Raw genomic sequence first — 26,527 nt, forward strand, 5'->3', positions numbered from 1 at the left:
ATTCGTCACACTCCGATGCTAACCCCGTGGCCGTCGGCCCGGATGGAAGGGAACGAGCATGACGCAGTATGTCTATCGGTTCGGCGGCGGGGTTTCGGACGGAGGGTCGGGCGACAAGACGCTGCTGGGCGGCAAGGGCGCGAACCTGGCGGAGATGGCGTCGATCGGGCTGCCGGTGCCGCCGGGCTTCACCATCGCGACGACGATGTGCACCCGCTATTACGAGGATGGCGAGACCTTCCCTGATTCGCTGCGTGACGAAGTCGCCACCGGCATCGCGCATATCGAGGGGATCACCGGCAAGCGCTTCGGCGACGAAGCCGACCCGCTGCTGGTGTCGGTCCGCTCAGGCGCGCGGGTGTCGATGCCGGGGATGATGGACACGGTGCTGAACCTGGGTCTCAACGACCGGACGGTCGAGGGGCTGGCGGCGGTGTCGGACGATGCGCGCTTCGCCTGGGACAGCTATCGCCGCTTCATCCAGATGTATTCGGACGTGGTGCTCGAACTCGACCATGGCCGGTTCGAGGAAGCGCTGGAGATCGCGAAGGAAGATCGCGGCTATTATCTCGACACCGACCTGACCGCCGACGACTGGCGTGCGTTGGTCGCCCAGTACAAGGACATCGTCGTCGAGCTGTGGGGCAAGCCGTTCCCGCAGGACGTGCACGACCAGTTGTGGGGCGCGATCGGCGCGGTGTTCGGATCGTGGCAGGCGGACCGCGCCAAGGTCTATCGCCGGTTGAACGACATTCCCGGCGACTGGGGCACGGCGGTCAACGTGCAGGCGATGGTGTTCGGCAATATGGGCGACACGTCGGCGACCGGCGTGGCCTTCACCCGCGATCCCTCGACCGGCGCCAACGCCTATTACGGCGAATTCCTGATCAACGCGCAGGGCGAGGACGTGGTCGCGGGTATCCGCACGCCGCAATATCTGACCACCGCGGCGCGGGCGGCGGCGAATGCCAAGCCGCTGTCGATGGAAGAGGCGATGCCCGACGCCTATGCCGAGCTGGCGGCGGTGTTCGACCGGCTGGAGCGGCATTACCGCGACATGCAGGACATCGAATTCACGGTGCAGCAGGGCAAATTGTGGATGCTGCAGACCCGGTCGGGCAAGCGCACTGCGAAGGCGGCGCTGAAGATCGCGGTCGACATGGCCGAGGAAGGGCTGATCAGCCGCGAGGAGGCGATCGCGCGGGTCGATCCGCAGGCATTGGACCAGCTGCTCCACCCGACGCTCGACCCGAAGGCGGCGCGCGACGTGCTGACCAAGGGGCTGCCCGCCTCGCCGGGGGCGGCGAGCGGCATCGCGGTGTTCGACAGCGACACCGCCGAGCGGCGCTCGAACGCCGGTGACGCGGTGATCCTGATCCGTACCGAGACCAGCCCGGAAGACATTCACGGCATGCATGCGGCGCGCGGCATCCTGACCGCACGCGGCGGCATGACCAGCCACGCCGCCGTCGTGGCGCGCGGCATGGGCCGTCCCTGCGTGTCGGGCGCAGGGTCGATCTCGATCGATGCCAAGGCAGGCGTGATGAAGGTCGGTTCGCGCGAAATCCGCGAGGGCGATATCGTCACCATCGACGGCGCGACCGGCGAGGTGATGGCAGGCGCGGTCGCGACGGTGCAGCCCGAACTGGCTGGCGATTTCGGCACGCTGATGGAATGGGCCGATGGCGTTCGTCGCCTCAAGGTGCGGACCAATGCCGAAACGCCGCTCGATTGCCGCACCGCGCGCGATTTCGGGGCGGAGGGGATTGGCCTCTGCCGCACCGAGCACATGTTCTTCGAACAGTCGCGGATCACCGCCGTGCGGCAGATGATTCTGGCCGAGGACGAGGCCGGGCGTCGCGTGGCGCTCGACAAGCTGCTGCCCGAACAGCGCAGCGACTTCGTCGAGATTTTCGAGGTGATGGTCGGCCTGCCGTGCACCATCCGCCTGCTCGACCCGCCGCTGCACGAATTCCTGCCGCATGAGGAAGCCGAGTTCGCCGAAGTGGCGCAGGCGGCGGGGATCGAGGTCGAACAGCTCAAGCGCCGCGCGGCCGAGCTGCACGAATTCAACCCGATGCTGGGCCATCGCGGTTGCCGGCTGGGCGTGACCTATCCGGAAATCTACGAGATGCAGGCGCGGGCGATCTTCGAAGCGGCGGTGATCGTCGCGGAGAAGTCGGGCGAGGCGCCGATCCCCGAGGTGATGATCCCGCTGGTCGGCACCAAGCGCGAGCTGGAGCTGATGAAGACGGTGATCGACAAGGCGGCGGAAGCCGTGTTCGCCGACAAGGGCCGCCGAATCGAGTATCTGGTCGGCACGATGATCGAACTGCCGCGCGCCGCGCTCAAGGCCGGGGAGATCGCCGAGGCCGGGCAGTTCTTCTCGTTCGGGACCAACGACCTGACGCAGACGACGCTGGGCGTCAGCCGCGACGATGCCAGCCGGTTCCTGGGCGCCTATGTCGAAAAGGGCATCTATGCCCGCGATCCGTTCGTCTCGATCGATGTCGAGGGCGTGGGCGAGCTGATCGAGCTGGCCGCCGAGCGGGGGCGCAAGACCCGGAGCGACATCAAGCTCGGCATCTGCGGCGAACATGGCGGCGATCCGGCGTCGATCGCCTTCTGCGAAAAGGTCGGGTTGGACTATGTGTCGGCCAGCCCCTATCGCGTGCCGATCGCCCGGTTGGCGGCGGCACAGGCCGCATTGAAGAAGTGAGAAGCGTGATGACGAACGATGCGGCACGGGTGACGAAGGACGGGTTCGACCGTGTCGGTCCGTTCCACCCGGCGTTCGTCTGGGGCGCGGTGATCGTGTTCGACCTGCTCGTCGTGCTCGCGCTGCTGCTGGCGGTCACCAAGATCGGCGACAAGGTCGAGGATGTGGTGTTCCCCGGCGGCCCGGAATGGGTGACGTTCTGATCGCTGCCCGCCCCGGCGCAAACCGGGGCGGGGTGCAGCCTCAATAGGCGGCGGTGAAGCGGGCGCGCGGGTGGCGATGCGCCTCCAGCTCGTCGACCATCGCGATGGCATAATCGGCGAAGCTGATCCGGCTGACCCCGGCATCGTCGGTGACCAGCGTATCGGTGCCGAGCCGATAGCGGCCGGTGCGCTCGCCCGGCTCGATCAGCGCGGCGGGCGAGAAGAAGGTCCAGTCGATATCCTCGACCGAGCGCAGCGCGTCGAGAAAGGCGATGCCACCCATCGCGAACTCGCGCCATTCGGCCGGGAAGTCGGGCGAATCGATCAGCCGCACGCCGGGCGCGACCTCCAGGCTGGCCGCGCCGCCGGTGACCAGCAGCCGTCCGACGCCCGCCTGGCGGAGCGCTGCGAGCAACGTGTCGGCGGTGACGTCGAAATGCAGTGCGCTGATGACCGCGTCGGCGCCGGCGATCAGCGGGCCGAGTACCACGGGATCATGCGCGTCGCCCGCCAGCCGGGTCACGCCGGGCAGGTCCGGGATCGCATCGGGCTTGCGGGCGATCGCGCGGACGCTGTGGCCGCGACGGGCCAGCTCCCGCGTGATCTCCGAACCGGCATTGCCGCTTGCGCCCAGTACCGCAACATCCATCGTCAGTCTCCTGTGGTATCCAATGGTGACCACGTGCTATGGGGAAACCGATGACGCAAGACGGCACTTTTCCGATACGAGGTAACCCGGTGGAAACCGCGTGGCTGAAGGGCGACGTGTTCGCCGCCGATTGCCCGACACGGCTGTTGCTCGACCGGATCGGCGACAAATGGAGCGTGCTGGTGCTGCTGTTGCTGGGCGAGGAGCCGTATCGCTTCAACGAACTGAAACGGCGGATCGCCGGTGTGTCGCAGAAGATGCTGAGCCAGACGCTGCGCATGCTGGAGCGCGACGGGCTGGTGACGCGGCATGTCGTCGCGACCAAGCCGGTCAGCGTCAGCTATGCGATCACGCCGCTGGGCGGCGAATTGATCGATGCGCTGCGGGCGTTGATGACGTGGTCGGAAGCGCGGATCGGGACGGTGCTGTCGGCGCAGCGAGCCTTTGATGCGCGGGAAGGTGCAGCGGGCTAGGCCGGATCGTCAAGGAAACGTCACCCCGCGACAAGCCCGGAGTGACCATAGCCCGATCAGCCCCAGCGGCTGCGATGGTCGTCGTCGCGGCCTTCGCGCAGCATTGCCGCCTGTTCGCGCCAATGTTCGGCGTCGATCGTGCCCGGACGAAGGCGCAGATCCTCCTCGAGCGCGCGTTCGTCGGCTTCGGTCAGCTGCTCGATCGCACGATAGGTCTTGATCCCGCGCTGGCCGAGTGCCCGTTCGAGGTCGGCATCGATGCCGCGAATGCGCGACAGATTGTCGCCGCCCCAGCCGAAGAAACCGCCGCCGCTGCTGCTGGCCGCGGCCGCGCCGGTGGCGGCCGTCGCGGCGGTCGCGGTGGCGGTGCTGCGTTCCTTGGCCAGCCGGTCGCGTTCGGCCTCCACTTCGCGCAGGCGTTCGTCGCGGGCCTTCAGGTCGGCGGCGACTTCGGCGCGATAGGCCTTGTGCGCGGCTTCCTCGTCGCGATAGCGCTGCTTCCATTTCTTGCCGCCCGAAGACGATGCGAGGCCGAAGAACCAGCCGGCAAGCAGCAACAGTGCGAGGACCGCGAACTGGGTCGGCGTCTGGAACAGCATCGTGCAAGCCCCTTTGATTGGTTACGGGGCGATAACGGACGGGGCGGGGCGGCGTTCCCGCCGGCCCCCGATGCCTATTTGCCGAACGCGTCGCTGATGCTGCACGCCGCCGGCCCCAGGATGACGACGAACAGGGTGGGGAGGATGAAGAGGATCAGCGGCACGGTCATGATCGCGGGAAGGCGCGCGGCCTTTTCCTCGGCGCGCATCATGCGTTCGTTGCGGAATTCCGCCGACAGCACGCGCAGCGCGGAGGCGAGCGGGGTGCCGTATTTCTCGGTCTGGATCATGGTCGTGACCACGCCCTTCACTGCGTCGAGGTTGATGCGCATCGCGAGGTTTTCGAACGCCTGACGCCGTTCGGTCAGGAAGCCCAGCTCGATCGCGGTCAGCGAGAATTCCTCGCCCAGTTCGGGATAGGCGCGGCCCAGTTCGCGCGCGACGCGGGTGAAGGCGGCGTCGACCGTCAGGCCGGCTTCGGCGCAGATCACCAGCAGGTCCAGCGCGTCGGGAAGCCCCTTGCGGATCGCGTCCGACCGTTTGGTGATCTTGTTCTTCAGATAGATGTCGGGCGCCTTGTAGCTGAGGATGAAGGTGCCCGCGACCAGGCCATAGGCTTTCAGCGGCGACCAGTCGGCGAAGGTGTCGGTGCCATAGACGATGTAGAGCATCGGCAGGCCGAACACGATCGGCAGCACCAGCCGCCCGAAGATGACCGCGACCGCCCAGTCCTTCGACCGGATGCCCGCCTGCATCAGTTTCAGCTGCGCGACCTTCAGCTGCGAATCCTGCAGCACCTTCATCGACGACAACAGCCCGCGGATGCGGTCGGTCGCGTCGTTCTTCTGCACCAGCTTCGCACGACGCTTGCTGGTCGATGCGGTGATGCCGGCCTTCAGCTGTTCGCGGCGGTCGTTCAGCGCCTTGACCCGGCGGGTCATCGGGTCGCGCGAGGTCGTTGCGATATAGATCGCCAGCATCACCGACAGGACGGCGACCGCCGACAGGATCGTCGCGACATTGACGACGTCGAAGCCGAAGAAGGTGGGGTTGGGCGCGGCGGCTATCATCGCATCAGATCTCGAAATTGACCATCTTGGCCATGATGAAGGCGCCGATCCCCATCCACAGCAGCCCGCCCATGCCCGCGATCATCAGCCGCGGATCCACGAAAAAATTCTGCATATAGGTGTCGTTGATGACCCAGATCATGCCGAACACGATGAAGGGCAGCGACCCGACGATATAGGCGGACGCCTTGGATTCCGACGACATCGCCTTGATCTTCAGCTTCATCTGCATCCGCTTGCGCAGCACGTCGGCGAGGTTCGCGAGCGTTTCGGCAAGGTTGCCGCCGGTTTCGCGCTGGATGGCGATGGTGATGATGAAGAACTGGAACTCGGGCGTGCCGAGCCGGTCGCCGGTTTCCTGCAGCGCGGCGTCGAGCGAGCGGCCGATCTTCATCCGGTCGCTGACCAGGCGGAATTCCTCGCCGACCGGGCCGTCGACTTCCTGACCGACGACGGTCATCGTCTCGGTGATCGGCAGACCGGAGCGGAGACCCCGGACCAGCAATTCGATCGCGTCGGGGAATTTGGCGGTGAAGCGCGCGATGCGTTTCTTGATGACGAAGCCCACCGCGAAATGCGGCAGGCCCATGCCGGCAGCCAGCGCCAGCAGCAGCGCGAGGACCAGCGGAAAGCCGCGCAGCAGCAGCAGGGCGAAGACCGCGACGATGATGCCGAGCGACACCTTGCCATATTGGGCAAGGGTCCAGTTGCGGCCGGTCTTTTGCAAACGCAGCTTCAATTGTTCGACATTGGGCAGGAAACGCGCGGCGGTGCGATCGGCCTTGCTGGTGCTCCGGTTGCCGATGCGGCGCATCTGCGCTTCCATCGCGGTCGCGCTGGCGGCGGAGGCATGACGCTCGCGCACCGCCAGCAACCGCCGGTTGCGCGCCCGCTCGCCCGACGGTCCGGACAGGGCGAGCACCAGCAGCACCAGCGTCATCGCCGCGCCGGTGGCGAGCAGGAGGAGGGGGAGCAGGTCCATCGCCGTGGGTCCTGCGCCTATTTCTTGGCCCGGGCGGGCAGGCGAGCACGCAGCCCGGCGAGCTTGCCGATCAGCGAGGTGCCGCCCTTTGCCCCCTTGCCCTTCGCCGCGCCCTTGCCGTCGTCATCCTCGTCGGCGTCGTGCAGCTGGCACAGGTGCCGCGACAGGTCGATCAGCGGGGCCAGCGCGCGATTGCCCTTGCCCGCTTCGGCCAGCGGCTTGCCGAGCTTGGCCGCCTGCGCCGCAAGCTTGCCGTCCCAGGCGATGGCGAAGTCGAGCTTGCGTTCGATCGATCCTTCGAAGTCCTTGCGGCTGATTTCCTGGTTCGCGACCGGTTGCAGCTTGTTGCCGACCAGGATGACGGTGACGTGCGGCGCGTTGGAACGGAACCACGACAGCAACCGGATCGTGTCGCGCGCGGCGGCGAGCGTCAGTTCGGTGACGATCACGGCGGTCTGCACTTCCTCCACCAGATGCGGATAGGCAACCAGCATGCCGCGCGGCAGGTCGACGATCGTCGTTTCGAACGCGGCGCGCATCTCCTCCTGCAACTGGTAGAAGGCGGTGCCGTCGGTCTGGATCGGCGCGTTGATCGGCGCTTCAGCCGACAGCACGCACAGCCGTTCGCCGGCACGCACCATGGCGCGTTCGATGAACAACCCGTCGATGCGGCTCGGATTCTCGATCGCATCGGTCAGCCCGCGACCGGGTTCGAGGTCGAGGCCCAATGCCCCCGTGCCGAAATGGACGTCGAGGTCGAGCAGCGCCGTGCTGCGCTTTTCCTGTTCGCCGCTGAGCCATGCCAGCGAGGTGGCGATGGTCGAGGCGCCCGCGCCGCCGCGCGTGCCGATGATCGCGACCGCGCAGTGCGGGCGTTCGGCACTAGCCTCCGCCGCCTTGGGCGCATGGAGCAGGGCATGGGCCTGCGCGATCGATTCGCGCACCATGTCGGGGTTGAGCGGCTTGAGCAGATAGTCGTGGATGCCGCTGGACAGCAGGTCGCGGTACAGGCGGACGTCGTTCACCTGCCCCATGGCGATGACGATCGTGCCCGGTTCGCACACTTCGGCCAGGCCGTTGATGTCGTTCAGCGGATCGCCCGATTCGGACAGGTCGACGAACAGGATGTGCGGGCTGGCAGAGACGGACAGCGTCTGCACCGCATTGCGCAGCCCGCCCTTCATCACCTTTTCGACCGGCCAGCCATGGTCGCCGGCGACGCCGCGCAGCGTTTCGGCCGAGTTTTCGTCGCAGACGAACGCGACGAAGGCGTCGCGCTGCCCGGATTTGGCGAGGGAGAAGGGGGCGTTCATTACTGGCTGCTCCCGCCCGAACCGCCGGTGCTGCCCGCGGCGTTGCTGACCTGTCCGCCATTGCCGCTGGGCGCCGCGCGGCGCAGCGCGCCGACCGCCTTGGTGTTGACCATGGTGTCGGTCGTCTCGGCATTGCCGCGTCCGAGCACCATGTCGCCCGGACGCGCGACCATCGCCGCCAGGTTCGAATTGATCGAACAGCCGAAGTCGGACGAGGTCTGCGCCGAAAAATTGGGCTGGTAGGTGCGCGAGTTGTCGGGGCATCCCGGCACGCTGGCGGTCATGCGCGACACGACGACGCGGACGGTGCCGGGGGCGAGGGCGCCGGGCGTCGGCGGCACCGCATCGGCGAGCAGCAGCCCAACGCGGGCGGCTTCGGCGGCGATGTCGCTGCGCACCGCGTCGTCGCCGGCCCCGGCATCGTCGACGCCGATCTCGTCGCCATAGCGCAGGTGCATCGCCTCCAGCCAGCCGGCGAGGCGGGCGCGTTCGCCGGGCGCGAGGCCGGCAGGGCCGGTCGCCATGTCGAAGGCATAGGCGGAGCGGCTGACCACCGGCTGATGCACCGATTCGACGCCGCGATTAACGGTGCCGGAGCAGCCGGCGACCGCGATCGTCGTGCCGAGCGCGAGGATACGGAAAAGGGTCATCGGGGCGTGCCTCACTGGATGCTGAAGCCGGGGGCGACCGGCTGGGCGCTGCGGCCGCCTTTGCGCGGGGCGGGGGCAGCGGGAGAGGGATTGGCGGACTCCGGCACGACCGGGGCCGGTGCGGTGAGCCCGATGGCCGGACGGGCGGCCCCCTGCGGCGCCATGGTCGGTACCGGGCGCGGGGTCGGTTTGCGCTGACCGGTCAGCTGGCCCATCAGCACCCGTTCGACATCGTCGGGGGTCGAATAGGCGTCGGTCGGCAGCGCGATGCGTTGCTGGCTGTCGACCGGCTTCACCAGATAGGGGGTGATGACGATGACCAGCTCGGTTTCGTTACGGGTGAAGGCGTTCGAGCGGAACAGCGAGCCGAGGATCGGCAGGTCGCCGAGACCCGGCGCCTTGTCGATCGAATTGTCATGGCTGTTCGATAGCAGACCGCCGATCATCATGCTCTGACCCGAGCCCAGTTCGACGGTCGTTTCAGCCCGTCGCGTGGTGAGCGCGGGGATCGTGGTGCCGTCGATCTGCACCGCGCCGGCGGCCGACAGCTGCGATACTTCGGGGCGGACGCGCAACGAGATGCGGCCATCGGCCAGCACGGTCGGCGTATAGGCAAGGCTAACGCCGTACTGCTTGTACTGCACCGACACCGCGCCCAGCCCCTGGCTGACGGGGATCGGGATTTCGCCGCCCGCGAGGAACGATCCGGTTTCGCCGGACAGGGCGGTCAGGTTCGGATTGGCGAGCGTCGTCACCTGCCCGATGCGCTCACCCAGATCGAGCGCGCCGAGCAGTTCGAGGCCGAGCAGCTTGCCCGCAAGGTTCAGCGTGGTGCCGTTGGTGCCCTTGGTCGGGAAACCGTACAGCGTGCCGCCGGGACGCCCGCCATTGGCGAGGAAGTCGGTATTGGTTGGCGAACCCGGGATGGTCGTGATCGTCCCCTGCCGTCCCTGCGCGACACCGAACAGCATGCCGCCCGACACGTCGCGCGACGTCAGGTTGACTCCGATATTCTTGACGAAGTTGCGGCTGACCTCGGCAATGCGAACCTGCAGGTTGACCTGCAGCGGGGTGGCCAGCTTCAGCCGGTTCACCACGCCGATCTTCAGCGCGACATTGGGATCGCCCACCGCGACGCCCGGATTGAGCAGCGAGGCGACCAGCCGTTCGGCCTGCGCGCTGTCGGCGGGCGAGGCGATGGTACCGTTGAGGACGGCCAGCTGGCCGACCGTCGTCACGCGGATATCGGCCTCCGGCATCGCCGCCTTCAGCATCCGGTCGAGCGAGGTCAGGTTCTGCCCCACGCGCACATTGGCGGCATAGACGACCGCCCCGCTGGCGCTGGTGGCGAAGATCGTCGCTTCGCCATCGGCCTTGCCGAACAGGTGGATCTGGCGCGGATTGCCGACATAGACGTCGGCGACCGCGGGGTTGGACACCCAGACATCGGCGACATTGGCAGGCAGCGTGACCAGCTCGCCCTGCCCGATCGACAGCTGGACGTCGTTGGTCGGGCGCATCGTGCCGGCGGGCGGGGTGCCGACCCGCGCCGCACGGACCGCGCCAGCGGCGGTGCCGGGCGCGGCGAGCGCGGTGGCGGGCAGCGCCGATCCGGTGACGAGCGCGACCGACAGGGTCGCGGCCAGCGACCGGCGCATGAGGTTCAGGCGAGGCATTACTTGGCTCCTCCGACCGGCACGGCGGTCACATCATTGCCGCGGGTGATCCGCACGACCGGTCCGGCCGGGGCGGCGGGTGCCGTCGGCGTGGCGGTCATCGATCCGGCGGGCGGTCCGGCATTGCTGGGGCCTGCCATCATGCCGGCCTTGCCCGGCACCGAGCTGCGCTGGAAACGCGACACGTCGGCACCGGTCGAAAAGGTCGATCCGCCGTCGATCGGGCGGCTGGCGATACGCTCCAGCGCCGCTTTTTCCGCCTTCGGATCGCCATTGGCCGGCAACTGCACATCGCCGCTGGCGATGGCTTCCTCCAGTTCGGAACGGTTGTCGGCGATCGAACGCAGCGACAGCGACAGCGTGCCGACGGTCTGCGCGACGGCGATCTTCTCGGCAATGCGCGGCGTCGCCTCGACCGTCACGGTCGAATAGGTCGACACCAAAGTCTTGCCCTGATCGTCGGTATTCTTGTCGGTGCGCTGGTCGGTCGCCAGCACGCGCAGGTTGCGCAGGAAGGTTTCCGATGCCTTGAGCGGCGGGCCGTCGCCGCCGCCGGCCACGGTCTGCGTCAGCACCAGGTCGACCCGGTCGCCGGGAAAGACGAAGCCCGCGACCGCGCTCTGCGCCGACACCGGCACGGTGACCGCGCGCATGCCCGGCCCCAGGGCGGCGGCAAGGAAGCCGCGGTCGCCCGGCTTGACCAGCGCGCCCTGCGTGATCGGCTGTCCCGCCGGAATGGCGAAGCGGACGACGGTGCCGACCAGATTGCGCGATTCGGGCATGGCTTCGAGGAAATAGGCGTTTTCGACCAGTTCCTTGGGCCAGGGCGTGAACCGGAGCGCGGTCGCATCGATGATCGTGCCGACCGGCAGCGCCTTGGTCGCGACCAGCACGCGCGGGCCGTCGATCGGCGCCGCCATCGGCGCGGCGGTGGCGACGGGGGCCGAAGCGCCGGCCATCAGGTTGCGCGCCATGAACGCGGTCAGGCCCGCCACGAACAGCGCTCCGATCAGCAGGAACAGTTTCCGAGAATCCATGACCTAGCTGGCCCTTCCATTCGTCTGGCCGGTTGATTCGCCGTTAAACATCACCGAAATGGGTTAAGAACGGGTTCGCAATCGCGAGCATGCCGGCGACGGCGATGGCGATCCCGTAGGGAATTTCCGCCACCTGGGCCGCCCGCCGCCGCCATCGATCGGCAAGGAACAGCAGCGTCAGCCCTCCGCCCAGCAGCGACATGACCATCAGCATCGACAGCACGCCGCCCGGCGGCAGCCACAGCGCGAGTGCTGCGATCATCTTCACGTCGCCGCCGCCCATCTGTCCGGCGACGAACGCGGCGAAGAACAGCGCGAAGACGATCAGCGCGACGCCCAGCTGCCACGCCATATCGACGCCCGACAGATCGTTGGCCCACCACCAGGGCAGCGCCAGCAGCGCGATCGCCGCATTCTTCCAGTTCGCGATTTCGCGGGTTCGTGCATCCTCGATGCCGGCGAGCAGCAACAGCAGCAGCAGCGCAAGCGCCAGCCAAGGAACGACGATACCCCCCATGTCGTTAAGCCCTAGACGTAAGGGGTTTCGAAACCGTAACCGGACCCATGGCCGCCCACGCCCTCTACCGCCGCGCGATTCCCGCCGCTGCCGCCATCACCCGGTGGCAGGCGCCCGACGGCTGGTCGCACCGCCGGTTCGACTGGGCCGCACCCGCCAATGTCCGCCCGCGCGGCAGCCTGTTGTTCCAGACCGGGCGGGGCGACATGTTCGAGAAATATCTGGAGACCTTCGCCCATTGGCATGTGCGCGGATGGAGCATCACCGCGTTCGATTGGCGCGGGCAGGGCGGATCGGGGCGCTGCACCCCGGCGGGCGATTGCGGCCATATCGACCGGTTCGAAACCTATCTCGACGACCTCGCCGCCTTCTGGACGCAATGGGATGCGGAGGGGCCGCGGGTGCTGATCGGCCATTCGATGGGCGGGCATCTGGCGCTCCGCGCGGTGGTCGAGCAGCGTGTCGATCCGGCGGCGTGCGTGCTGGTCGCGCCGATGCTGGGGCTGCGCGCGCCGATCGGCCCGCGCTTCGGCGAGCGGATGGCGCGGCTGATGAGCGCGATGGGCAGCCCGCTGAGGCCCGCATGGAAAGGTAACGAGCGTCCGCATACGGTGCGTCCGCGCGAAACGATGCTGACCCATGATCCGGCACGCTATTCCGACGAACTGTGGTGGCAGGGGACCGATGCCGCGCTGCGGACCGGGCCGCCGAGCTGGCGTTGGGTAATCGATGCGTTCCGCTCGACCCGCGAGCTGCGCGCGAGCCCGGCGCTGGCGTCCGTCCGGGTGCCGATCCAGATGCTGGTCGCCGATGCCGATGCGCTGGTCGATGCGCGCGCGGCGGTGGAGGTTGCCGGGCGGTTGCCCGATGTCGAGTTGCTGCGCTTCGGGCCGGAATGCGCGCATGAAATCTTGCGCGAGGCCGATCCGGTCCGTTCGCGCGCCATTGCCGCGATCGACACCTTCCTCGACGCCCGCGCGCCCGCACCGCACCGGACCCACGCATGACGCGCAGGCGGGTGGCGATTATCGGCGCGGGGATGGCGGGGGCGAGCCTTGCCGCCGAACTGGCCGCGACCGACGATGTGTTGCTGCTGGAGGCGGAGGCGCATCCTGGCTTTCACGCGACCGGGCGGTCGGCGGCCTTCTGGTCGGAAACCTATGGCGGGCCGCTGGTGCAGCCGCTGACCAGCGCATCGGGACCGTTCCTGCACGCGCCGCCCGCCGATTTCGCGTCGCAGGGTTTTTTGCGCACGCGCGGCGAATTGCTGCTGGCGCGGGATCGCGCGGTGCTGGCGGCGATGGCGGCGGAGTTCGCGACGAGCGGCGTGCCGATCGAATGGAGCGACCCGCATGGCGTGGTCGAGGGCTTGCGGGGGCCGTGGCATGCTTTGTGGTCGCCGGGCTGTGCCGATATCGATGTGGGCGCGCTGCATGCCGCCTATCTGGCACAGGCGCGGCGTAGTGGCGTCGCGTTGCGCTGCGATGCGCGGCTTACCGGTGGTCGGCGCGCCGGCGGGCAATGGCGGCTGGAAACGGTGACGGGTGAGGACGTCGTGGCCGATATCGTCGTCAACGCCGCCGGGGCATGGGCGGACGAAGTGGCCGTGCTGCTCGGCGCCGCGCCGCAGGGCATCCGGCCCTATCGGCGGACGGTGGTACAGGTGCGGGTCGATCCGCCGGCCTCGCCCGACCTGCCGCTGGTGATGGATGCGGCGGGGGGGTTTTACTTCAAGCCCGAACCGGGCGGGCGGCTGTGGCTGACGCCGCATGACGAGACGCCCGACCGGCCGCACGACGTCGCCGCCGAGGAGATCGACGTGGCGCTGGCGATCGACCGGTTCGAAGCCGCCGTCGACTGGCGGGTCGAGGCGGTCGAGCGGCGCTGGGCGGGGCTGCGCAGCTTCGCGCCCGACCGGCTGCCGGTCTATGGGTTCGACGCATGGGTGCCCGGTTTCTTCTGGTGCGCAGGGCAGGGGGGCTTCGGGATCCAGACCGCGCCCGCCGCCGCGCGGTTGTGCGCGGCGTTGCTGGGTGTCGGCAATGTGCCGCAGGGGGTCGACGCGGCGGTCTATTCGCCGCATAGATTGTCGGAGTAATTCGCGACACCCATTTACGTTAGCGCTATCAGTTCCTATCTGGGCGCCAACACTTGGCGCAAAGAGGATGCACATGACGATCACCGGCGAACTGTTCCTGGGTTCGAAGCGCGTCGCCCGCGACGACCAGTTCCAGGCCTATGACCCCGCAACCGGCGCATTGTTCGGCGAAGGTTTCTCGAAGGGCACGAAGGAAGACGCGGAAGAAGCGTGCGCCCGCGCGGCCGAGGCGTTTCCGATCTATTCGGCGCTACCGCTCGAACAGCGCGCCGGCTTCCTCGACGCGATCGCCGACGAGATCGAGGCACTGGGCGACGAACTGCTCGAACGCGGCAGCCGCGAAACCGGCCTGCCGATCGCCCGCCTGACCGGCGAACGCGGCCGCACTTGCGGGCAGCTGCGCCTGTTCGCGAAGGAAGTGCGCGACGGCGCGTGGCAGCAGCTGCGCATCGATCATGCCGATCCGGCACGCGCGCCGGTGCCCAAGCCCGACCTGCGGCTGCGCACCGTGCCGGTCGGCCCGGTCGTGGTGTTCGGCGCGTCGAACTTTCCGCTCGCCTTCTCGACCGCCGGTGGCGACACTGCGTCGGCGCTGGCGGCGGGTTGCCCGGTGATCGTGAAGGCGCATCAGGCGCATCCGGGCACCGCCGAGCTGGTGGCGCTGGCGATCGTCCGCGCCGCGGAAAAGACCGGCATGCCCGATGGCGTGTTCTCGATGGTGTCGGGGTCGGGCCAGGTGATCGGCACGACGCTGGTCGCCGATCCGCGGGTGCAGGCGGTGGGCTTTACCGGCTCGCGCAGCGGCGGCACCGCGCTGATGAAGGTTGCACAACAACGCCCGCAGCCGATCCCCGTCTATGCCGAAATGTCGTCGATCAACCCGGTCGTGCTGATGTCCGAAGCGCTCAAGAACCGCGGCGAGGCGCTGGCCAAGGGCTATGTCGGCTCGCTGAGCATGGGCGCGGGGCAGTTCTGCACCAATCCGGGCCTGGTGCTCGGCATCGACGGACCGGAGCTCGACGCGTTCCTCGACATCGCCGGCGACGCGCTGCTCGGCACCCCGGCGCAGGTGATGCTCAGCGACGGCATCCACAAGGCGTATGAGGAAGGCCGCGCCAAGCTGGCGTCGAGCCCCGCGGTGACGCTGGTCGGCGAGGGGCAGGAACCGGACGGCCCGACCCGTGGCCGCGCCGCGATCTTCGCCGTGTCGGGCAAGGACTTCATCGCCGATCCGGCACACGCGCACGAAGTGTTCGGCATGTCGTCGGTCGTCGTGAAGTGCGCGAATGCCGACGAACTGGCCGAAGTGCTGTCGAAGCTGGAAGGCCAGCTGACCGCGACGCTCCAGATCGACGAGGGCGATTATGCCGATGCGCGCAAGCTGATCCCGGTGCTGGAACGCACCGTCGGCCGCATCCTGTGCAACGGCTGGCCGACCGGCGTCGAGGTCGGGCATGCGATGGTCCATGGCGGCCCGTTCCCGGCGACGTCGGACGGGCGCACGACGTCGGTCGGCACGCTCGCCATCCACCGCTTCCTGCGGCCGGTATCGTATCAGGACTTCCCGGAAGCGCTGTTGCCGGAAGCGCTGCGCGAAGGAAACCAGCAGGGCGCGCTGACGCGCATCGACGGGGCGTGGACGGTCGGTTGATCGATCGCGAGGATGCGATGCCGGCCTGAGGGAGCGGGCCGGCAGCGTATCTCCGTCGGCGATGTCGACGGAGACAAGGAGGCGGCGGGTCGTTGATCCGTCGCCTTTTTTGCGTTTGGATGGACCCATGGACGACGATACGATCATCGATACCCCCGAAGGCCCGAAGCGTTGGGGGGATTGGAAGAAGAAGAACCCGGTGCAGGTGCCGTCGCGGCGGACCAAGGGGAAGGATCTGCCGAACAAGGTGAAGATTCGGACAGATGAGTGAGGCTTGCGCCCCGCCGCCCGTTTGTCCTGAGTAGCCATGGAGCTTGTCGAAGGACCGTGTGGGGCGGGCGCTTCGATAATGATCGGGTGAACCATGCCCCGCATGGTTCAGGATCGTCAGGGGGACGATCCGACCCGATCATCCTCGACTTCGCTTAATCCTACTCAGCACGAACGGGTGGGTTGAGTTTGTTGACCTTTCCCCACCCACCCCGTTCGGTTCGAGCAGCTTCGAGCTTGTCGAGAAGCGTCCGTCGAGAACGGGTTGCTTGAGGCAGGCGGGTTTTCGACAGGCTCGAACCGAACGGTGGCGAAGGTGGTTTGCTGCCGATAGCTCCACTCTTGCGGAAACCCGTTCTCGACAAGCTCGAACCAAACGGGGGAAGGGGGAGGCCCGAACCAAATGGAGGGGGGGAGGCTCGAACTAAACGCGGGCGGGGAAGGAGAGAAGGTAGCCCCTACCGCCGCCCGGCCAGCCAGATCACATGCCGCGCGCCCTTGGTCCCGCGCGCCCGCACGACCTGCTCATCCACCAGATACCCGCAATCCTTCAACCGCTTGGTGAACGCCGCATCAGCATAGGCCGACCAGATCGCCAGCACGCCCCCCGACCGCAGCGCCCGCTTCGTTACCTGAAGTCCGCGCGCGGAATAGAGCTTGTCGTTGCTGGCATGGGTCAGCCCGTCCGGCCCGTTGTCGACATCCAGCAGGATCGCGTCCCAGCCACCATCCTCGATCGCCCACGCCACGTCGCCGACCGCGATCCGCACGCGCGGGTCGTCGAGGCAGCCGTCGAAGATATGCGCCAGCGGCCCGCGCGCCCATTCGACGATCTTGGGCACCAGTTCGGCGACGACCACCTCGGCATCGGCGGGCAGAATCTTCAGAGCACGCCGCAGCGTGAACCCCATGCCGAGGCCGCCGATCAGCACGCGGGCGCCCTTGCGTCCGGTCAGATGCGCGCAACCCAGATCGGCCAGCGCCTCTTCCGACGCCGACATGCGGCTGCTCATCAACTCGTTGCGGTCGAGGACGATCATGAAGTCTTCGCCACGCTGGACCAGGCGCAGTTCGACGCTGTCGCCGGGGACCTGTGCGGTGTCGATCAGGACGCGCGGGATCATTGGGCCAAGGCCGCATCGCTGGCGAGCTTGTCGGCGCGCTCGTTATCGGGGTGGCCGGCATGGCCCTTCACCCACACCCATTCGATGCGGTGCGGCTTGGCGGCGGCGAGGAGTTCCTGCCACAGCTCGGCATTCTTGACCGGCTGTTTCGCAGCGGTCTTCCAGCCATTCTTCTGCCAGCCTTTGATCCATTTGGTCAGGCCGTCCATGACATAGCGGCTGTCGGTCGACAGGATCACCCGGCACGGGCGCTTCAACGCCTTCAGCCCCTCGATCGCGGCCATCAATTCCATGCGGTTGTTGGTGGTGACCTTTTCCCCGCCCGACAATTCGCGCTCGCGACCGTCCGCGGCGCGCAGCACCGCGCCCCAGCCGCCGCGGCCCGGATTGCCCTTGCACGCGCCATCGGTCGCGATTTCCACGCGAGGGAGTTCGGCAGTCTCGGTCATGCGAAGGCGGTCGGGTTCGCGTCGTACCAGTCGAGCCGGCGCAGATAGGCGAGCGGGTCCTTGCGCGTCACCAGCGCGTCGGCCGGTGTGTTGATCCAGTCCCAGGCGCGGGTCAGCAGGAAGCGGATACAGGCACCCTTCGCGAGCAGCGGCAGCGCGGCGACCTCCGCATCGGAGAGCGAGGCCTGCGTGCGATAGCCGGCCAGCAGCGCCTGTCCGATCGCCGGGTCGAGGGCCACACCCTTGGCGTCGAAGCTCCACGCCGAATGGGTGATCGCGACGTCGTAGGCGATGATGTCGGTGCAGGCGAAATAGAAATCGATCAGCCCCGTCACCCGGTCGCCGAGCATCAGGACGTTGTCGGGAAACAGGTCGGCATGAATCGCGCCGATCGGCAGGTCCGTGGGCCACGTCGCGACGATGGCATCCAGCGCCGAACCCACCCGCGCGCGAAGGCCTGGCTGAATCGAATCGAGCTGATCGGAGCAGTCGGCGAACAGCTTCGGCCAGACCGCGACGCCCATCGAATTGGCGCGGGTCGGCGCGAAGCCGGCAAGGCTGCGGTGTAGCGCGCCGAGCGCCGCGCCCGCCGCATGCGCCTGTTCGGCGGTCGGATGGCTGACCGATACGCCCGACAGGAATTCGATCAGGCAGGCGGGACGCCCCTCCAGCGTCTGGATCACCTGACCCGCGCGGTCGGGCAGTGCGCGCGGTACGGGGTTGCCCGCATCCGCCAGCGCATCGGTCATCGCGAAGAAGAAGGGCAGGTCGGCCAGATCGACCCGCTTTTCATACAGCGTCAGGATGAAACGGCCGGTGGTGGTGTCGACCAAATAGTTGCTGTTCTCGACCCCCTCGGCGATCCCCTTGGCCGAAATCAGTTCGCCATGGTCGTAACCGGCCAGGAAGCGCGCGAGCGCTTCCGCCGACACTTGCGTATAGACGGCCATTACGCGGCTTCGAGACCGCGCGGCAGTTTGAACGCGATCGTCTCGCGCGTCATCTCGACCTCGCGCTCGGTCACGTCGAAGCGGGTGGCGATGCGGTCGACCAGTTCGCGCACCAGCACTTCGGGCGCCGACGCACCGGCGGTGATGCCGAGCGTGCCGACACCGTCCAGCCACGCAAAGTCGAGATCGGCGGCGCGCTGGATCAGCTTGGCCGAGGTGCCTTCGCGTTCGGCCACCTCGACCAGCCGCACCGAATTGGACGAATTGGGCGCGCCGATGACGAGGACGAGGTCGCAGCTCTGCGCGATCGCCTTCACCGCATTCTGCCGGTTCGACGTGGCATAGCAGATGTCGTCGGCCTTGGGCGCGACGATGGTCGGGAAGCGCGCGATCGTCGCCTCGACGATGGCGCGGGTGTCGTCGACCGACAGCGTCGTTTGGGTGAGGAAGGCGAGGTTGTCCGGATCGGCCGGGGTCAGCTTCGCGACATCCTCGACCGTTTCGATCAGCGTCATCTGGCCTTCGGGCACCTGGCCGAAGGTGCCGATGACCTCCGGATGGCCGGCATGGCCGACGAACAGGATATGGCGGCCCGATGCGACCAGCCGTTCGGCCTGGCGATGGACCTTCGACACCAGCGGGCAGGTGGCGTCGAGATAGTCGAGGCCGCGCTCGCTCGCCGCCGCCGGCACCGATTTGGGCACGCCGTGTGCGGAGAACACGACTGGCACGCCGTCGGGCACCTGATCCAGTTCCTCGACGAAGATCGCGCCCTTGGCCCTCAGCGAATCGACCACGAACTTGTTGTGGACGATTTCGTGGCGGACATAGACCGGCGCGCCGTGTTTCTGGATCGCCAGCTCGACGATCTGGATCGCGCGGTCGACCCCGGCGCAAAAGCCGCGCGGGGCGGCGATCAGCAATTCGATGGCGGGGCGCGGGGTCTCGGTCATGGAGCCAGCGCTTACAGCTTGTTCGGGCGCGCGCCAAGTGAAGCCGGGCGGCGGGCCTGCAAACACGCCATTGCTTGCGTGCGCGTAAGGCGGTTCCTATGAAGCATCGCTACTCAGGAGGCGCGGCATCGCCGCACCGTTGCATAAGGTACAGATTTCCGTGACCCTCCGCAAAACCGCCGCCGTCGCCACCATCGCCCCCGTGCTCGCTCTGGTCGCGCTGTCGGGGTGCAAGCGCACCGGCGAGCTGGACGTGACTTCGGGCGTCGGCATTTCGGCGGTGCGGTCGGCCTGTCCGGTCGCGGGCGTGCCGGCCGGGACCGGCGACATCACGCTGTTCGATCCGCCTGCCAGCACCGATGCGAAGGCGATCGACGTCGTCGCGACGCTGACCAACGTCCGCGCCTCCTGCGTCGAGGGGACGGACACGATCAACAGCACGGTCAGCTTCGACGTGCAGGCGCGGCGCAACCGCACCGATGCGGCGCGGGTCGTGACGTTACCCTATTTCGTGACGGTCGTGCGCGGCGGCACGCAGGTCGTGTCGAAGCGCATCGGGCAGATCACGCTCAACTTCGCGGCCGGTGAGGCGCGGGCATCGGCGCAGGGGCAGGGGACGGCGATCGTCGACCGCGCCGCCGCGACGCTGCCGCAGGAAACCCGCGACCAGATCAACCGCCGCCGCAAGCCCGGGGACCAGGACGCGGCGATCGACCCGCTGTCCGATCCGGCGGTGCGCCAAGCGGTGCTGGCCGCGACGTTCGAGGCGCTGGTGGGATTCCAGCTGACCGACGCGCAGCTGCGGTATAATGTGACGCGGTGAGGCCGGGCGGAGCGGGTAATCTGCTTCGTCTTCGTCATTCCCGCGAAGGCGGGAATCCATAGACGCTATGGTAGCGCCTCTTGCCTTGACGTCAGCGCGTATGGATTCCCGCCTTCGCGGGAATGACGACGTGGTTGAGTTGGCATGCCTACGTCATCCGGTCTGCGCGGGGACTGCCAATCGCGTCGGGAAACGGACCGCTTGCAACGCCCCTTCCGTCCGCTAGCCGCCCGCTTTCCCGATTGACTAATCCCCACGCCCAAGCCAGAGGTTCGGGCATCAAGGCTTGCAGCCGACGCCACGCGCGGGAGAGTGCGGAGTGATCCGCCGCCGAAGGAGCAACCGCCCCGGAATCTCTCAGGCAACAGGGACCGCGCGGGGCCACGATACTCTGGAAAGCGTTGCGGCCATAACGGTCGGACCACCGAAGGGGTAAGCAGGGCATGTGCCCCGCGAAAGCTCTCAGGTTCCGTGACAGAGGGGGCGATGGTTGCAGGGCGCGCTGTGCCCCTGCGTCCGTCGATCGTCCCTATCACGAAGGATGTGGCCCATGAGCGACATTGCGCCCGAACCCGCCCACGAACTGCGCGCCGACGGCACCGATCCGGTCGAGGAACTGCCGCCGCAGGTGCTGCCGCTCGACGCCTGGCACCGGGCGAAGGGTGGCCGCATGGTCCCGTTCGCGGGCTATACGATGCCGGTCCAGTATGAAGGCATCATGGCCGAGCATCTGTGGACGCGCGAAAGCGCCGGGCTGTTCGACGTAAGTCACATGGGCCAGCTGGTGATCCACGGACCGCATGCGACTGCCGCGCTCGAAGCGCTGCTGCCGGGCGATCTGCGCATCCTGAAGCCTGCCAAGATGCGCTATTCGCTGCTGCTCGACGAACAGGGTGGCATTCTCGACGACCTGATGGTCACGCGGCTGGATGCGGCGGACCCCGGCGTTCCGTTCCCGATGGATGCGGCGGCCGGCGAGGACGCCTTCTATATGGTCGCCAACGGTGCGACCAAATATGACGATATCGGCCATCTGCGCGAGCATCTGGCCGACGAGATCACGCTCAACCATCTCGACGACCGCGCGCTGCTGGCGTTGCAGGGGCCGAAGGCGGTCGATGCGCTGGATCGCATCCTGCCGGGCGTCGCCGCGCTGACCTTCATGACCGCCGGTGCGTTCGAATGGAACGGGCACAAGCTGTGGATCAGCCGTTCGGGCTATACCGGCGAGGACGGCTATGAGATTTCGCTGCCCGAGGACGCCGCCACCGCCTTTGCCGACGCGATCTGTGCCGAACCGGAAGTGAAGCCGATCGGTCTGGGCGCGCGCGATTCGCTGCGCCTCGAAGCAGGGTTGCCGCTCTATGGCCACGACCTCAGCCCCGATACGACTCCGGTCGCCGCCGACCTGGGTTTCGCGCTGTCGAAGCGTCGTCGCGAGGAAGGCGGCTTCCCCGGCGCCGAGCGTATCCTCGCCGAACGCGCCGCCGGCCCGCAATTGAAGCGGATCGGCGTGATCGTCGAAGGCCGCCAGCCGGTGCGCGAAGGCGCCGAGGTCGTGGACGCCGACGGCAATGTCGTCGGTCACGTCACCTCGGGCGGGTTCGCGCCGAGCGTGCAGGCGCCGATCGCCATGGCCTATTGCCCGCCGGCGCTGGCGGAAAGCGGGGCGATCACCCTGCGCCAGCGCGGCAAGCTGCATCCGGCGCGGGTCGTGCCGATGCCGTTCGTCCCCCATCGTTACGTCCGTTAAGAGGGAGTTGCCCCGATGAGCCGTTTTTTCACGCAGGAACATGAGTGGATTGAAGTCGACGGTGAAGTCGCGACGGTCGGCATCACCGAATATGCCGCCGGGCAGCTGGGCGACATCGTGTTCGTCGACGTTCCCGCCGATGGTCGCGAACTCACCAAGGGCGACGATGCCGCCGTCGTTGAGTCGGTCAAGGCCGCTTCCGACGTCTATACCCCGGCATCGGGCACGGTGATCGAGGGCAATGCGGCGCTGACCGACAACCCGGCGCTGGTCAACGAAGACCCCGAAGGCGATGGCTGGTTCTTCAAGCTGACGCTCCGCGATGAGAGCGAGCTGGGCGAGCTGATGGATGAAGAGAAGTACGCCGCGTATATCGCGCGGCTGTAAGGATCGCGCCCGACACCATCGTGGTCCCGGCGCAGGCCGGGACCCATGGATACGGGCCGTTCCGATATTTCGATGCCGCCCGTGTCCATGGATTCCGGCCTTCGCCGGAATGACGGATGCGATGGCGGTTCTGCAGTAGGACCATCATGCGCTATCTTCCCCTGACCCCGACCGACCGCGCGGACATGCTGTCCGTGATCGGTGCCGACAGCATCGACGACCTGTTCGTCGACGTTCCCGAATCCGCCCGGCTCGACGGGCCGGTGCCCGGTCTGCCCAACCATGCCAGCGAGCTGGCAGTCGAGCGGCATCTGTCGGCACTGGCGGCGAAGAATGTCGCGGCGGGGTCGGTGCCGTTCTTCCTCGGCTGTGGTGCGTATCGCCATCATGTGCCGGCCAGCGTCGACCACCTGATCCAGCGTGGCGAGTATCTGACCGCCTATACGCCCTACCAGCCGGAAATCGCCCAGGGCACGCTGCAGATGCTGTTCGAATTCCAGAGCCAGGTCGCCCGGCTGCTGGGCTGCGACGTGGCGAACGCGTCGATGTACGACGGCTCGACCGCGGCATGGGAAGCGGTGACCATGGCCCGCCGCGTGACGCGCAAGGCGAAGGCGGTGTTCTCGGGCGGGGTGCATCCGCATTACGTCTCGGTCGCCAGGACCATGGCGAAGTACACCGGCGACGTGCTGGACGTGACCGACCCGTGGCTGGTCGCCGAAACCGACGACGATCGGGTGATTGAAAAGATCGACGCCGATACGTCGTGCGTCGTCGTGCAGTATCCGGACATTCTGGGCCGTATCCCCGACCTGAAGCGCATCGCCGATGCGGCGCATGCGGTAAAGGCGCTGCTGATCGCGGTCGTGACCGAACCGGTCGCACTGGGCGCGATCGAGGCGCCGGGCCATCTGGGCGCCGACATCGTCGTGGGCGAAGGCCAGTCGCTCGGCGTAGGCCTCCAGTTCGGCGGTCCCTATGTCGGCCTGTTCGCCTGTTCGGAAAAGCTGGTGCGGCAGATGCCGGGGCGCCTCTGCGGCGAGACCGTCGATGCCGAGGGCAAGCGCGGCTTCGTGCTCACCCTGTCGACCCGCGAACAGCATATCCGCCGGGAAAAGGCGACGTCGAACATCTGCACCAATTCGGGGCTGTGTGCGCTCGCCTTCTCGATCCACCTGACGCTGCTCGGCGAAAAGGGGCTGCGGCAGCTGGCCGAGGTCAATTATGCCAAGGCCTGCGCGGCGGCCGATCGTCTGGCGCAGGTGCCGGGCGTCGAACTGGTCAACGACAGCTTCTTCAACGAATTCACGCTAAAGCTGCCGACCGAAGCGCGGCCGGTGGTGCGCGAACTGGCCGATCGCGGCGTGCTGGCCGGCGTGTCGCTCGGCCGGCTCTATCCGGGCGACGAGGGGCTGGCCAACGGTCTGGTCGTGGCGGTCACCGAAACCGTGACCGAGGAAGATATCGAGGCGCTTGCCGTAGCGCTGACGGAGGTACTGGCATGAGCGTGAACCAGAGCGGCTGGCGTCCCGAAATGGGCGATGCTTCGCAGGCAGCACAGGCGACCTTTACCGGCAACCGCGCGCTGATGCTGGAAGAGGCGCTGATCTTCGAGATCGGATCGACCGAAACCACCGGCGTCGACATCGATGCAGCGCCCAAGGTTGCCTCGCGTCTCGGCAACCATGCCCGCAAGGGCGCGATCGGTCTGCCCGGCCTGTCGGAACCGGAGGCGGTGCGCCACTATACCCGCCTGTCGCGGCAGAATTACGCCATCGACCTCGGCCTGTTCCCGCTGGGGTCGTGCACGATGAAGCACAATCCGCGCCTGAACGAACGCATGGCGCGGCTGCCGGGCTTCGCCGATCTGCACCCGCTGGGGCCGATCGACACGGTGCAGGGCGCGCTGGAGCTGATCCATCAGCTGGCACACTGGCTGGTCACGCTGACCAACATGGATTCGGTCGCCATGTCGCCCAAGGCGGGCGCGCATGGCGAACTGTGCGGTATCCTCGCGATCAAGGCGGCGCTGGAAAAGCGCGGCGAGGGTCATCGCAAGGTCATCCTCGTCCCTGAATCGGCGCACGGCACCAATCCGGCGACGGCGGCGTTTGCCGGCTTCACCGTGAAGGCGATCCCCGCCACCGCCGAAGGGCGCATCGATACGCAGGCGCTGAAGGACCGGCTGGGTCCGGACGTTGCCGGCGTTATGATCACCAACCCCAACACCTGCGGTCTGTTCGAGCGCGACCTGAAGGAAATTTCCGACGCGGTGCATGCGGCGGGCGGCTATGTCTATTGCGACGGTGCGAACTTCAACGCGATCGTCGGCCGGGTGCGGCCGGGCGATCTCGGCGTCGATGCGATGCATATCAACCTGCACAAGACCTTCTCCACCCCGCATGGTGGCGGCGGTCCGGGTTCGGGTCCGGTGGTGTTCTCGAAGGCGCTGACCCCCTTCGCGCCGCTGCCGTTCGTCGAGAAGCAGGGCGACCGCTTCGTGCTGGTCGAAGAGGAAACCGCCGGCGAGCATCACGCCGACAGCTTCGGCCGAATGGTCGCATTCCATGGCCAGATGGGCATGTTCACCCGCGCGCTGAGCTACATCCTCAGCCACGGCGCCGACGGCCTGAAACAAGTTGCCGAAGACGCGGTACTCAACGCCAATTACGTCCTCCGCAGCCTCGACGACACGCTCGACGCGCCGTTCGGCGACAGCGGCCCGTGCATGCATGAAGCGCTGTTCAGCGATGCGAACCTTGCCGAGGGCTTCTCGACGCTGGACGTCGCCAAGGGGCTGATCGACGAGGGCTATCACCCGATGACGGTCTATTTCCCGCTGGTCGTCCACGGCGCGATGCTGGTCGAACCGACCGAAACCGAGAGCAAGGCGGCCCTCGACCAGTTCATCGGTGCGCTGAAGTCGGTCGGCGAACGCGCCAAGGCGGGCGATGCCGCGCTCAAGTCCGCGCCGCACTTCGCCCCGCGTCGTCGCCTCGACGAAACGCTGGCGGCACGCAAGCCGGTGCTGGCGTGGAAGGACAGCGTCGCGCCGGTGGCGGAAGCGGCCGAATGATCGCCGCCGTCCCGCCCGGTCACCGGGCGGGACGATAGCGCCAGCGTCAGAGGATCGCTTCGCGCAGGCGCGGGGCCGGTTTCGCCCGGGCCCGCGCCGCATCGCACACCCGCCCGACCACGACCGCCAGCGCCATCATCGCGGCGAGCGCGACCAGTTGCGCGATATCGGCGCCGATGCCTGCCGCCTGCAGCCGGGCGATGATCGCATAGCCGATCACGGCATGGACGAGATAGAGCGGGTAGGAGATCGCGCCGAGCCACAATAATAGCGGATGGTCGAGGCCGCGGAGCCGTCCGGTTGCAATCCCGAGGAACAGCGCCATCATCGCGATCAACAGCAGCGTGGCGTGCAGACCACCGGTCAATGCCTGTACGCCCAGCATCGCCGCCGCCAGCAACCGCTGATCCTGCCAGCGAACCGTACCGCGCCAGACGGGATAGGCGATCAGCCCGACCGAGAACCAGATGCAATGTTCGGTCAGCAGGACGAACTGCAGCCAGCCCGGCGTCGGCAGCAGCCAGCACACCAACCGGACCGCGAGCCATCCGAGGACGAGCCGCTCGATCGACCGCAGCGCGCCGATCCGCCACATGATTGCGATCAGGGCGTAGAAGATGACCTCCACATTGAGCGTCCAATAGACGCCGTCGACCATCGGCACCCCGGTCAGCTTCTGCATCAGCGGCAGGTTCGCCAGCCATTCGAGCGGAGTGACTGCCAGCCGCGCCGGTCGGAACGTCCATGCGACGATGCCGGTCAGTATCATCGCCAGCCAATATTCGGGCAGCAAGCGCCGGGCACGGGCCTGCGCGAACGCCCCCAGGGTCGGCGTCCGTTCGAGCGTGGCCAGCATCGCGAAGGCTGAAATGGCGAAGAACAGCTTCACGCCGTCATCGCCCCAACGCAGTTGCAGGTGCGGCAGCGCTGTCCCCGGCACCATGAACTGGATGAAATAGCTGTAGTGGTACAGCACGACCGCCAGCGCCGCGAGGCCACGCAAGGCGTCCAGCTCCCGCAGCCGGTCGGCGGGGCGGCGGGGGGCGGTTCCTACCATTCGCCCGATGTGCGGCCACCGGAGTCAAAACCGCGTTAATCGTCGCGC

The 26,527-nt window shown here is 67.6% G+C and carries 26 protein-coding genes and 1 riboswitch; of the genes, 12 read left to right on the forward strand and 14 right to left on the reverse strand.

Going from position 1 to position 26,527, the window contains the following annotated elements; all coding sequences use genetic code 11:
• Positions 1 to 58 precede the first annotated feature (58 nt).
• A complete protein-coding gene (gene ppdK, locus PPZ50_RS06405; protein WP_066690236.1) occupies positions 59 to 2,719 on the forward strand; it encodes a pyruvate, phosphate dikinase in 2,661 nt (886 codons plus the stop codon).
• A gap of 8 nt (positions 2,720 to 2,727) precedes the next feature.
• Positions 2,728 to 2,922 (forward strand): hypothetical protein, encoded by a 195-nt coding sequence (locus PPZ50_RS06410; RefSeq protein WP_066690234.1) that lies wholly within the window; start codon positions 2,728 to 2,730, stop codon positions 2,920 to 2,922.
• Between the two features lie 40 nt (positions 2,923 to 2,962).
• On the opposite strand, the gene PPZ50_RS06415 is transcribed toward PPZ50_RS06410, so the two are convergent.
• The gene (locus PPZ50_RS06415) at positions 2,963 to 3,571 is read right to left on the reverse strand and encodes an NAD(P)-dependent oxidoreductase (RefSeq protein ID WP_066690230.1); all 609 of its coding nucleotides are present in this window, start codon (positions 3,569 to 3,571) and stop codon (positions 2,963 to 2,965) included.
• 50 nt (positions 3,572 to 3,621) lie between these two features.
• Between PPZ50_RS06415 and PPZ50_RS06420 the strand changes: the two genes are divergently transcribed.
• Positions 3,622 to 4,044 carry a winged helix-turn-helix transcriptional regulator gene (locus PPZ50_RS06420; RefSeq protein WP_066690228.1) on the forward strand — a complete coding sequence of 141 codons (423 nt, stop codon included), beginning with the start codon at positions 3,622 to 3,624 and terminating at the stop codon, positions 4,042 to 4,044.
• Between the two features lie 56 nt (positions 4,045 to 4,100).
• On the opposite strand, the gene PPZ50_RS06425 is transcribed toward PPZ50_RS06420, so the two are convergent.
• The 8 genes from PPZ50_RS06425 to PPZ50_RS06460 form a co-directional block, all read right to left on the reverse strand.
• Positions 4,101 to 4,643, reverse strand: coding sequence for a hypothetical protein (locus PPZ50_RS06425; RefSeq protein ID WP_066690226.1), 543 nt, complete (start codon positions 4,641 to 4,643; stop codon positions 4,101 to 4,103).
• A 74-nt stretch (positions 4,644 to 4,717) separates the two neighbouring features.
• On the reverse strand, positions 4,718 to 5,713 hold the full coding sequence (locus tag PPZ50_RS06430) for a type II secretion system F family protein (RefSeq protein ID WP_066690224.1): 996 nt from the start codon (positions 5,711 to 5,713) through the stop codon (positions 4,718 to 4,720).
• A 4-nt stretch (positions 5,714 to 5,717) separates the two neighbouring features.
• Positions 5,718 to 6,695, reverse strand: coding sequence for a type II secretion system F family protein (locus PPZ50_RS06435; RefSeq protein WP_066690222.1), 978 nt, complete (start codon positions 6,693 to 6,695; stop codon positions 5,718 to 5,720).
• A gap of 17 nt (positions 6,696 to 6,712) precedes the next feature.
• Entirely contained in the window at positions 6,713 to 8,008 is a 1,296-nt protein-coding gene (locus PPZ50_RS06440; RefSeq protein WP_066690220.1) for an AAA family ATPase, read from the reverse strand.
• Entirely contained in the window at positions 8,008 to 8,658 is a 651-nt protein-coding gene (locus tag PPZ50_RS06445; protein ID WP_066690218.1) for a CpaD family pilus assembly lipoprotein, read from the reverse strand. Before PPZ50_RS06445 ends, PPZ50_RS06440 begins: the two co-directional genes overlap by 1 nt.
• Positions 8,659 to 8,669: 11 nt before the next feature.
• Positions 8,670 to 10,334: a type II and III secretion system protein family protein gene (locus PPZ50_RS06450; protein ID WP_084401546.1), complete on the reverse strand. Its 1,665-nt coding sequence runs from the start codon at positions 10,332 to 10,334 to the stop codon at positions 8,670 to 8,672.
• Positions 10,334 to 11,371, reverse strand: coding sequence for a Flp pilus assembly protein CpaB (gene cpaB / locus PPZ50_RS06455; RefSeq protein ID WP_066690216.1), 1,038 nt, complete (start codon positions 11,369 to 11,371; stop codon positions 10,334 to 10,336). Before cpaB ends, PPZ50_RS06450 begins: the two co-directional genes overlap by 1 nt.
• Before the next feature lie 43 nt (positions 11,372 to 11,414).
• The gene (locus PPZ50_RS06460; RefSeq protein ID WP_066690215.1) at positions 11,415 to 11,888 is read right to left on the reverse strand and encodes an A24 family peptidase; all 474 of its coding nucleotides are present in this window, start codon (positions 11,886 to 11,888) and stop codon (positions 11,415 to 11,417) included.
• 47 nt (positions 11,889 to 11,935) lie between these two features.
• On the opposite strand from PPZ50_RS06460, the gene PPZ50_RS06465 reads away from it, so the two are divergent.
• The 4 genes from PPZ50_RS06465 to PPZ50_RS06480 all read left to right on the forward strand — a co-directional run bounded on the left by PPZ50_RS06465 (position 11,936) and on the right by PPZ50_RS06480 (position 15,908).
• The gene (locus tag PPZ50_RS06465; protein WP_066690213.1) at positions 11,936 to 12,895 is read left to right on the forward strand and encodes an alpha/beta fold hydrolase; all 960 of its coding nucleotides are present in this window, start codon (positions 11,936 to 11,938) and stop codon (positions 12,893 to 12,895) included.
• Positions 12,892 to 13,986, forward strand: coding sequence for an NAD(P)/FAD-dependent oxidoreductase (locus tag PPZ50_RS06470; RefSeq protein WP_272815750.1), 1,095 nt, complete (start codon positions 12,892 to 12,894; stop codon positions 13,984 to 13,986). Before PPZ50_RS06465 ends, PPZ50_RS06470 begins: the two co-directional genes overlap by 4 nt.
• A 73-nt stretch (positions 13,987 to 14,059) precedes the next feature.
• Positions 14,060 to 15,637 carry an aldehyde dehydrogenase (NADP(+)) gene (locus PPZ50_RS06475; RefSeq protein WP_066690208.1) on the forward strand — a complete coding sequence of 526 codons (1,578 nt, stop codon included), beginning with the start codon at positions 14,060 to 14,062 and terminating at the stop codon, positions 15,635 to 15,637.
• A 127-nt stretch (positions 15,638 to 15,764) separates the two neighbouring features.
• Positions 15,765 to 15,908 (forward strand): hypothetical protein, encoded by a 144-nt coding sequence (locus PPZ50_RS06480; RefSeq protein ID WP_162235335.1) that lies wholly within the window; start codon positions 15,765 to 15,767, stop codon positions 15,906 to 15,908.
• 457 nt (positions 15,909 to 16,365) lie between these two features.
• On the opposite strand, the gene PPZ50_RS06485 is transcribed toward PPZ50_RS06480, so the two are convergent.
• The 4 genes from PPZ50_RS06485 to ispH are packed head-to-tail and all read right to left on the reverse strand — an operon-like array spanning position 16,366 to position 19,383.
• Positions 16,366 to 17,031 (reverse strand): hypothetical protein, encoded by a 666-nt coding sequence (locus PPZ50_RS06485; RefSeq protein WP_066690206.1) that lies wholly within the window; start codon positions 17,029 to 17,031, stop codon positions 16,366 to 16,368.
• A complete protein-coding gene (rnhA, locus tag PPZ50_RS06490; protein WP_066690205.1) occupies positions 17,028 to 17,480 on the reverse strand; it encodes a ribonuclease HI in 453 nt (150 codons plus the stop codon). The genes PPZ50_RS06485 and rnhA overlap by 4 nt, the downstream gene beginning before the upstream one ends.
• Positions 17,477 to 18,430, reverse strand: a complete 954-nt coding sequence (thrB, locus tag PPZ50_RS06495; protein WP_066690202.1) for a homoserine kinase — start codon at positions 18,428 to 18,430, stop codon at positions 17,477 to 17,479. Before thrB ends, rnhA begins: the two co-directional genes overlap by 4 nt.
• Entirely contained in the window at positions 18,430 to 19,383 is a 954-nt protein-coding gene (gene ispH, locus PPZ50_RS06500) for a 4-hydroxy-3-methylbut-2-enyl diphosphate reductase (RefSeq protein WP_066690200.1), read from the reverse strand. The genes thrB and ispH overlap by 1 nt, the downstream gene beginning before the upstream one ends.
• 160 nt (positions 19,384 to 19,543) lie before the next feature.
• On the opposite strand from ispH, the gene PPZ50_RS06505 reads away from it, so the two are divergent.
• The 5 genes from PPZ50_RS06505 (at position 19,544) to gcvPB (ending at position 25,422) form a co-directional block, all read left to right on the forward strand.
• Positions 19,544 to 20,206: a hypothetical protein gene (locus PPZ50_RS06505; protein ID WP_198158543.1), complete on the forward strand. Its 663-nt coding sequence runs from the start codon at positions 19,544 to 19,546 to the stop codon at positions 20,204 to 20,206.
• 295 nt (positions 20,207 to 20,501) lie between these two features.
• Positions 20,502 to 20,590: riboswitch (glycine riboswitch) on the forward strand.
• Between the two features lie 166 nt (positions 20,591 to 20,756).
• Positions 20,757 to 21,959 carry a glycine cleavage system aminomethyltransferase GcvT gene (gene gcvT / locus PPZ50_RS06510; protein WP_084401544.1) on the forward strand — a complete coding sequence of 401 codons (1,203 nt, stop codon included), beginning with the start codon at positions 20,757 to 20,759 and terminating at the stop codon, positions 21,957 to 21,959.
• A gap of 15 nt (positions 21,960 to 21,974) precedes the next feature.
• Complete coding sequence (gene gcvH, locus PPZ50_RS06515; protein ID WP_066690195.1) at positions 21,975 to 22,346, forward strand: glycine cleavage system protein GcvH; 372 nt, start codon at positions 21,975 to 21,977, stop codon at positions 22,344 to 22,346.
• A 146-nt stretch (positions 22,347 to 22,492) separates the two neighbouring features.
• The gene (gcvPA, locus tag PPZ50_RS06520) at positions 22,493 to 23,851 is read left to right on the forward strand and encodes an aminomethyl-transferring glycine dehydrogenase subunit GcvPA (protein ID WP_066690193.1); all 1,359 of its coding nucleotides are present in this window, start codon (positions 22,493 to 22,495) and stop codon (positions 23,849 to 23,851) included.
• Positions 23,848 to 25,422 carry an aminomethyl-transferring glycine dehydrogenase subunit GcvPB gene (gcvPB, locus tag PPZ50_RS06525; RefSeq protein ID WP_066690191.1) on the forward strand — a complete coding sequence of 525 codons (1,575 nt, stop codon included), beginning with the start codon at positions 23,848 to 23,850 and terminating at the stop codon, positions 25,420 to 25,422. Before gcvPA ends, gcvPB begins: the two co-directional genes overlap by 4 nt.
• 46 nt (positions 25,423 to 25,468) lie before the next feature.
• Here gcvPB and PPZ50_RS06530 read toward each other — a convergent pair whose 3' ends face one another.
• Positions 25,469 to 26,479, reverse strand: coding sequence for an acyltransferase family protein (locus tag PPZ50_RS06530; RefSeq protein ID WP_066690189.1), 1,011 nt, complete (start codon positions 26,477 to 26,479; stop codon positions 25,469 to 25,471).
• Between the last annotated feature and the right edge of the window lie 48 nt (positions 26,480 to 26,527).

Source organism: Sphingomonas hankookensis (assembly GCF_028551275.1).
Taxonomy (GTDB): Bacteria; Pseudomonadota; Alphaproteobacteria; order Sphingomonadales; family Sphingomonadaceae; genus Sphingomonas; species Sphingomonas hankookensis_A.

What these genes read in the sequence shown, in the direction of transcription:
- ppdK (WP_066690236.1), top strand. Translation starts at nt 59, where the DNA reads ATGACGCAGTATGTCTATCGGTTCGGCGGCGGGGTTTCGGACGGAGGG.
- PPZ50_RS06410 (WP_066690234.1), top strand. Translation starts at nt 2,728, where the DNA reads ATGACGAACGATGCGGCACGGGTGACGAAGGACGGGTTCGACCGTGTC.
- PPZ50_RS06415 (WP_066690230.1), bottom strand. Translation starts at nt 3,571, where the DNA reads ATGGATGTTGCGGTACTGGGCGCAAGCGGCAATGCCGGTTCGGAGATC.
- PPZ50_RS06420 (WP_066690228.1), top strand. Translation starts at nt 3,622, where the DNA reads ATGACGCAAGACGGCACTTTTCCGATACGAGGTAACCCGGTGGAAACC.
- PPZ50_RS06425 (WP_066690226.1), bottom strand. Translation starts at nt 4,643, where the DNA reads ATGCTGTTCCAGACGCCGACCCAGTTCGCGGTCCTCGCACTGTTGCTG.
- PPZ50_RS06430 (WP_066690224.1), bottom strand. Translation starts at nt 5,713, where the DNA reads ATGATAGCCGCCGCGCCCAACCCCACCTTCTTCGGCTTCGACGTCGTC.
- PPZ50_RS06435 (WP_066690222.1), bottom strand. Translation starts at nt 6,695, where the DNA reads ATGGACCTGCTCCCCCTCCTCCTGCTCGCCACCGGCGCGGCGATGACG.
- PPZ50_RS06440 (WP_066690220.1), bottom strand. Translation starts at nt 8,008, where the DNA reads ATGAACGCCCCCTTCTCCCTCGCCAAATCCGGGCAGCGCGACGCCTTC.
- PPZ50_RS06445 (WP_066690218.1), bottom strand. Translation starts at nt 8,658, where the DNA reads ATGACCCTTTTCCGTATCCTCGCGCTCGGCACGACGATCGCGGTCGCC.
- PPZ50_RS06450 (WP_084401546.1), bottom strand. Translation starts at nt 10,334, where the DNA reads ATGCCTCGCCTGAACCTCATGCGCCGGTCGCTGGCCGCGACCCTGTCG.
- cpaB (WP_066690216.1), bottom strand. Translation starts at nt 11,371, where the DNA reads ATGGATTCTCGGAAACTGTTCCTGCTGATCGGAGCGCTGTTCGTGGCG.
- PPZ50_RS06460 (WP_066690215.1), bottom strand. Translation starts at nt 11,888, where the DNA reads ATGGGGGGTATCGTCGTTCCTTGGCTGGCGCTTGCGCTGCTGCTGCTG.
- PPZ50_RS06465 (WP_066690213.1), top strand. Translation starts at nt 11,936, where the DNA reads ATGGCCGCCCACGCCCTCTACCGCCGCGCGATTCCCGCCGCTGCCGCC.
- PPZ50_RS06470 (WP_272815750.1), top strand. Translation starts at nt 12,892, where the DNA reads ATGACGCGCAGGCGGGTGGCGATTATCGGCGCGGGGATGGCGGGGGCG.
- PPZ50_RS06475 (WP_066690208.1), top strand. Translation starts at nt 14,060, where the DNA reads ATGACGATCACCGGCGAACTGTTCCTGGGTTCGAAGCGCGTCGCCCGC.
- PPZ50_RS06480 (WP_162235335.1), top strand. Translation starts at nt 15,765, where the DNA reads ATGGACGACGATACGATCATCGATACCCCCGAAGGCCCGAAGCGTTGG.
- PPZ50_RS06485 (WP_066690206.1), bottom strand. Translation starts at nt 17,031, where the DNA reads ATGATCCCGCGCGTCCTGATCGACACCGCACAGGTCCCCGGCGACAGC.
- rnhA (WP_066690205.1), bottom strand. Translation starts at nt 17,480, where the DNA reads ATGACCGAGACTGCCGAACTCCCTCGCGTGGAAATCGCGACCGATGGC.
- thrB (WP_066690202.1), bottom strand. Translation starts at nt 18,430, where the DNA reads ATGGCCGTCTATACGCAAGTGTCGGCGGAAGCGCTCGCGCGCTTCCTG.
- ispH (WP_066690200.1), bottom strand. Translation starts at nt 19,383, where the DNA reads ATGACCGAGACCCCGCGCCCCGCCATCGAATTGCTGATCGCCGCCCCG.
- gcvT (WP_084401544.1), top strand. Translation starts at nt 20,757, where the DNA reads ATGAGCGACATTGCGCCCGAACCCGCCCACGAACTGCGCGCCGACGGC.
- gcvH (WP_066690195.1), top strand. Translation starts at nt 21,975, where the DNA reads ATGAGCCGTTTTTTCACGCAGGAACATGAGTGGATTGAAGTCGACGGT.
- gcvPA (WP_066690193.1), top strand. Translation starts at nt 22,493, where the DNA reads ATGCGCTATCTTCCCCTGACCCCGACCGACCGCGCGGACATGCTGTCC.
- gcvPB (WP_066690191.1), top strand. Translation starts at nt 23,848, where the DNA reads ATGAGCGTGAACCAGAGCGGCTGGCGTCCCGAAATGGGCGATGCTTCG.
- PPZ50_RS06530 (WP_066690189.1), bottom strand. Translation starts at nt 26,479, where the DNA reads ATGGTAGGAACCGCCCCCCGCCGCCCCGCCGACCGGCTGCGGGAGCTG.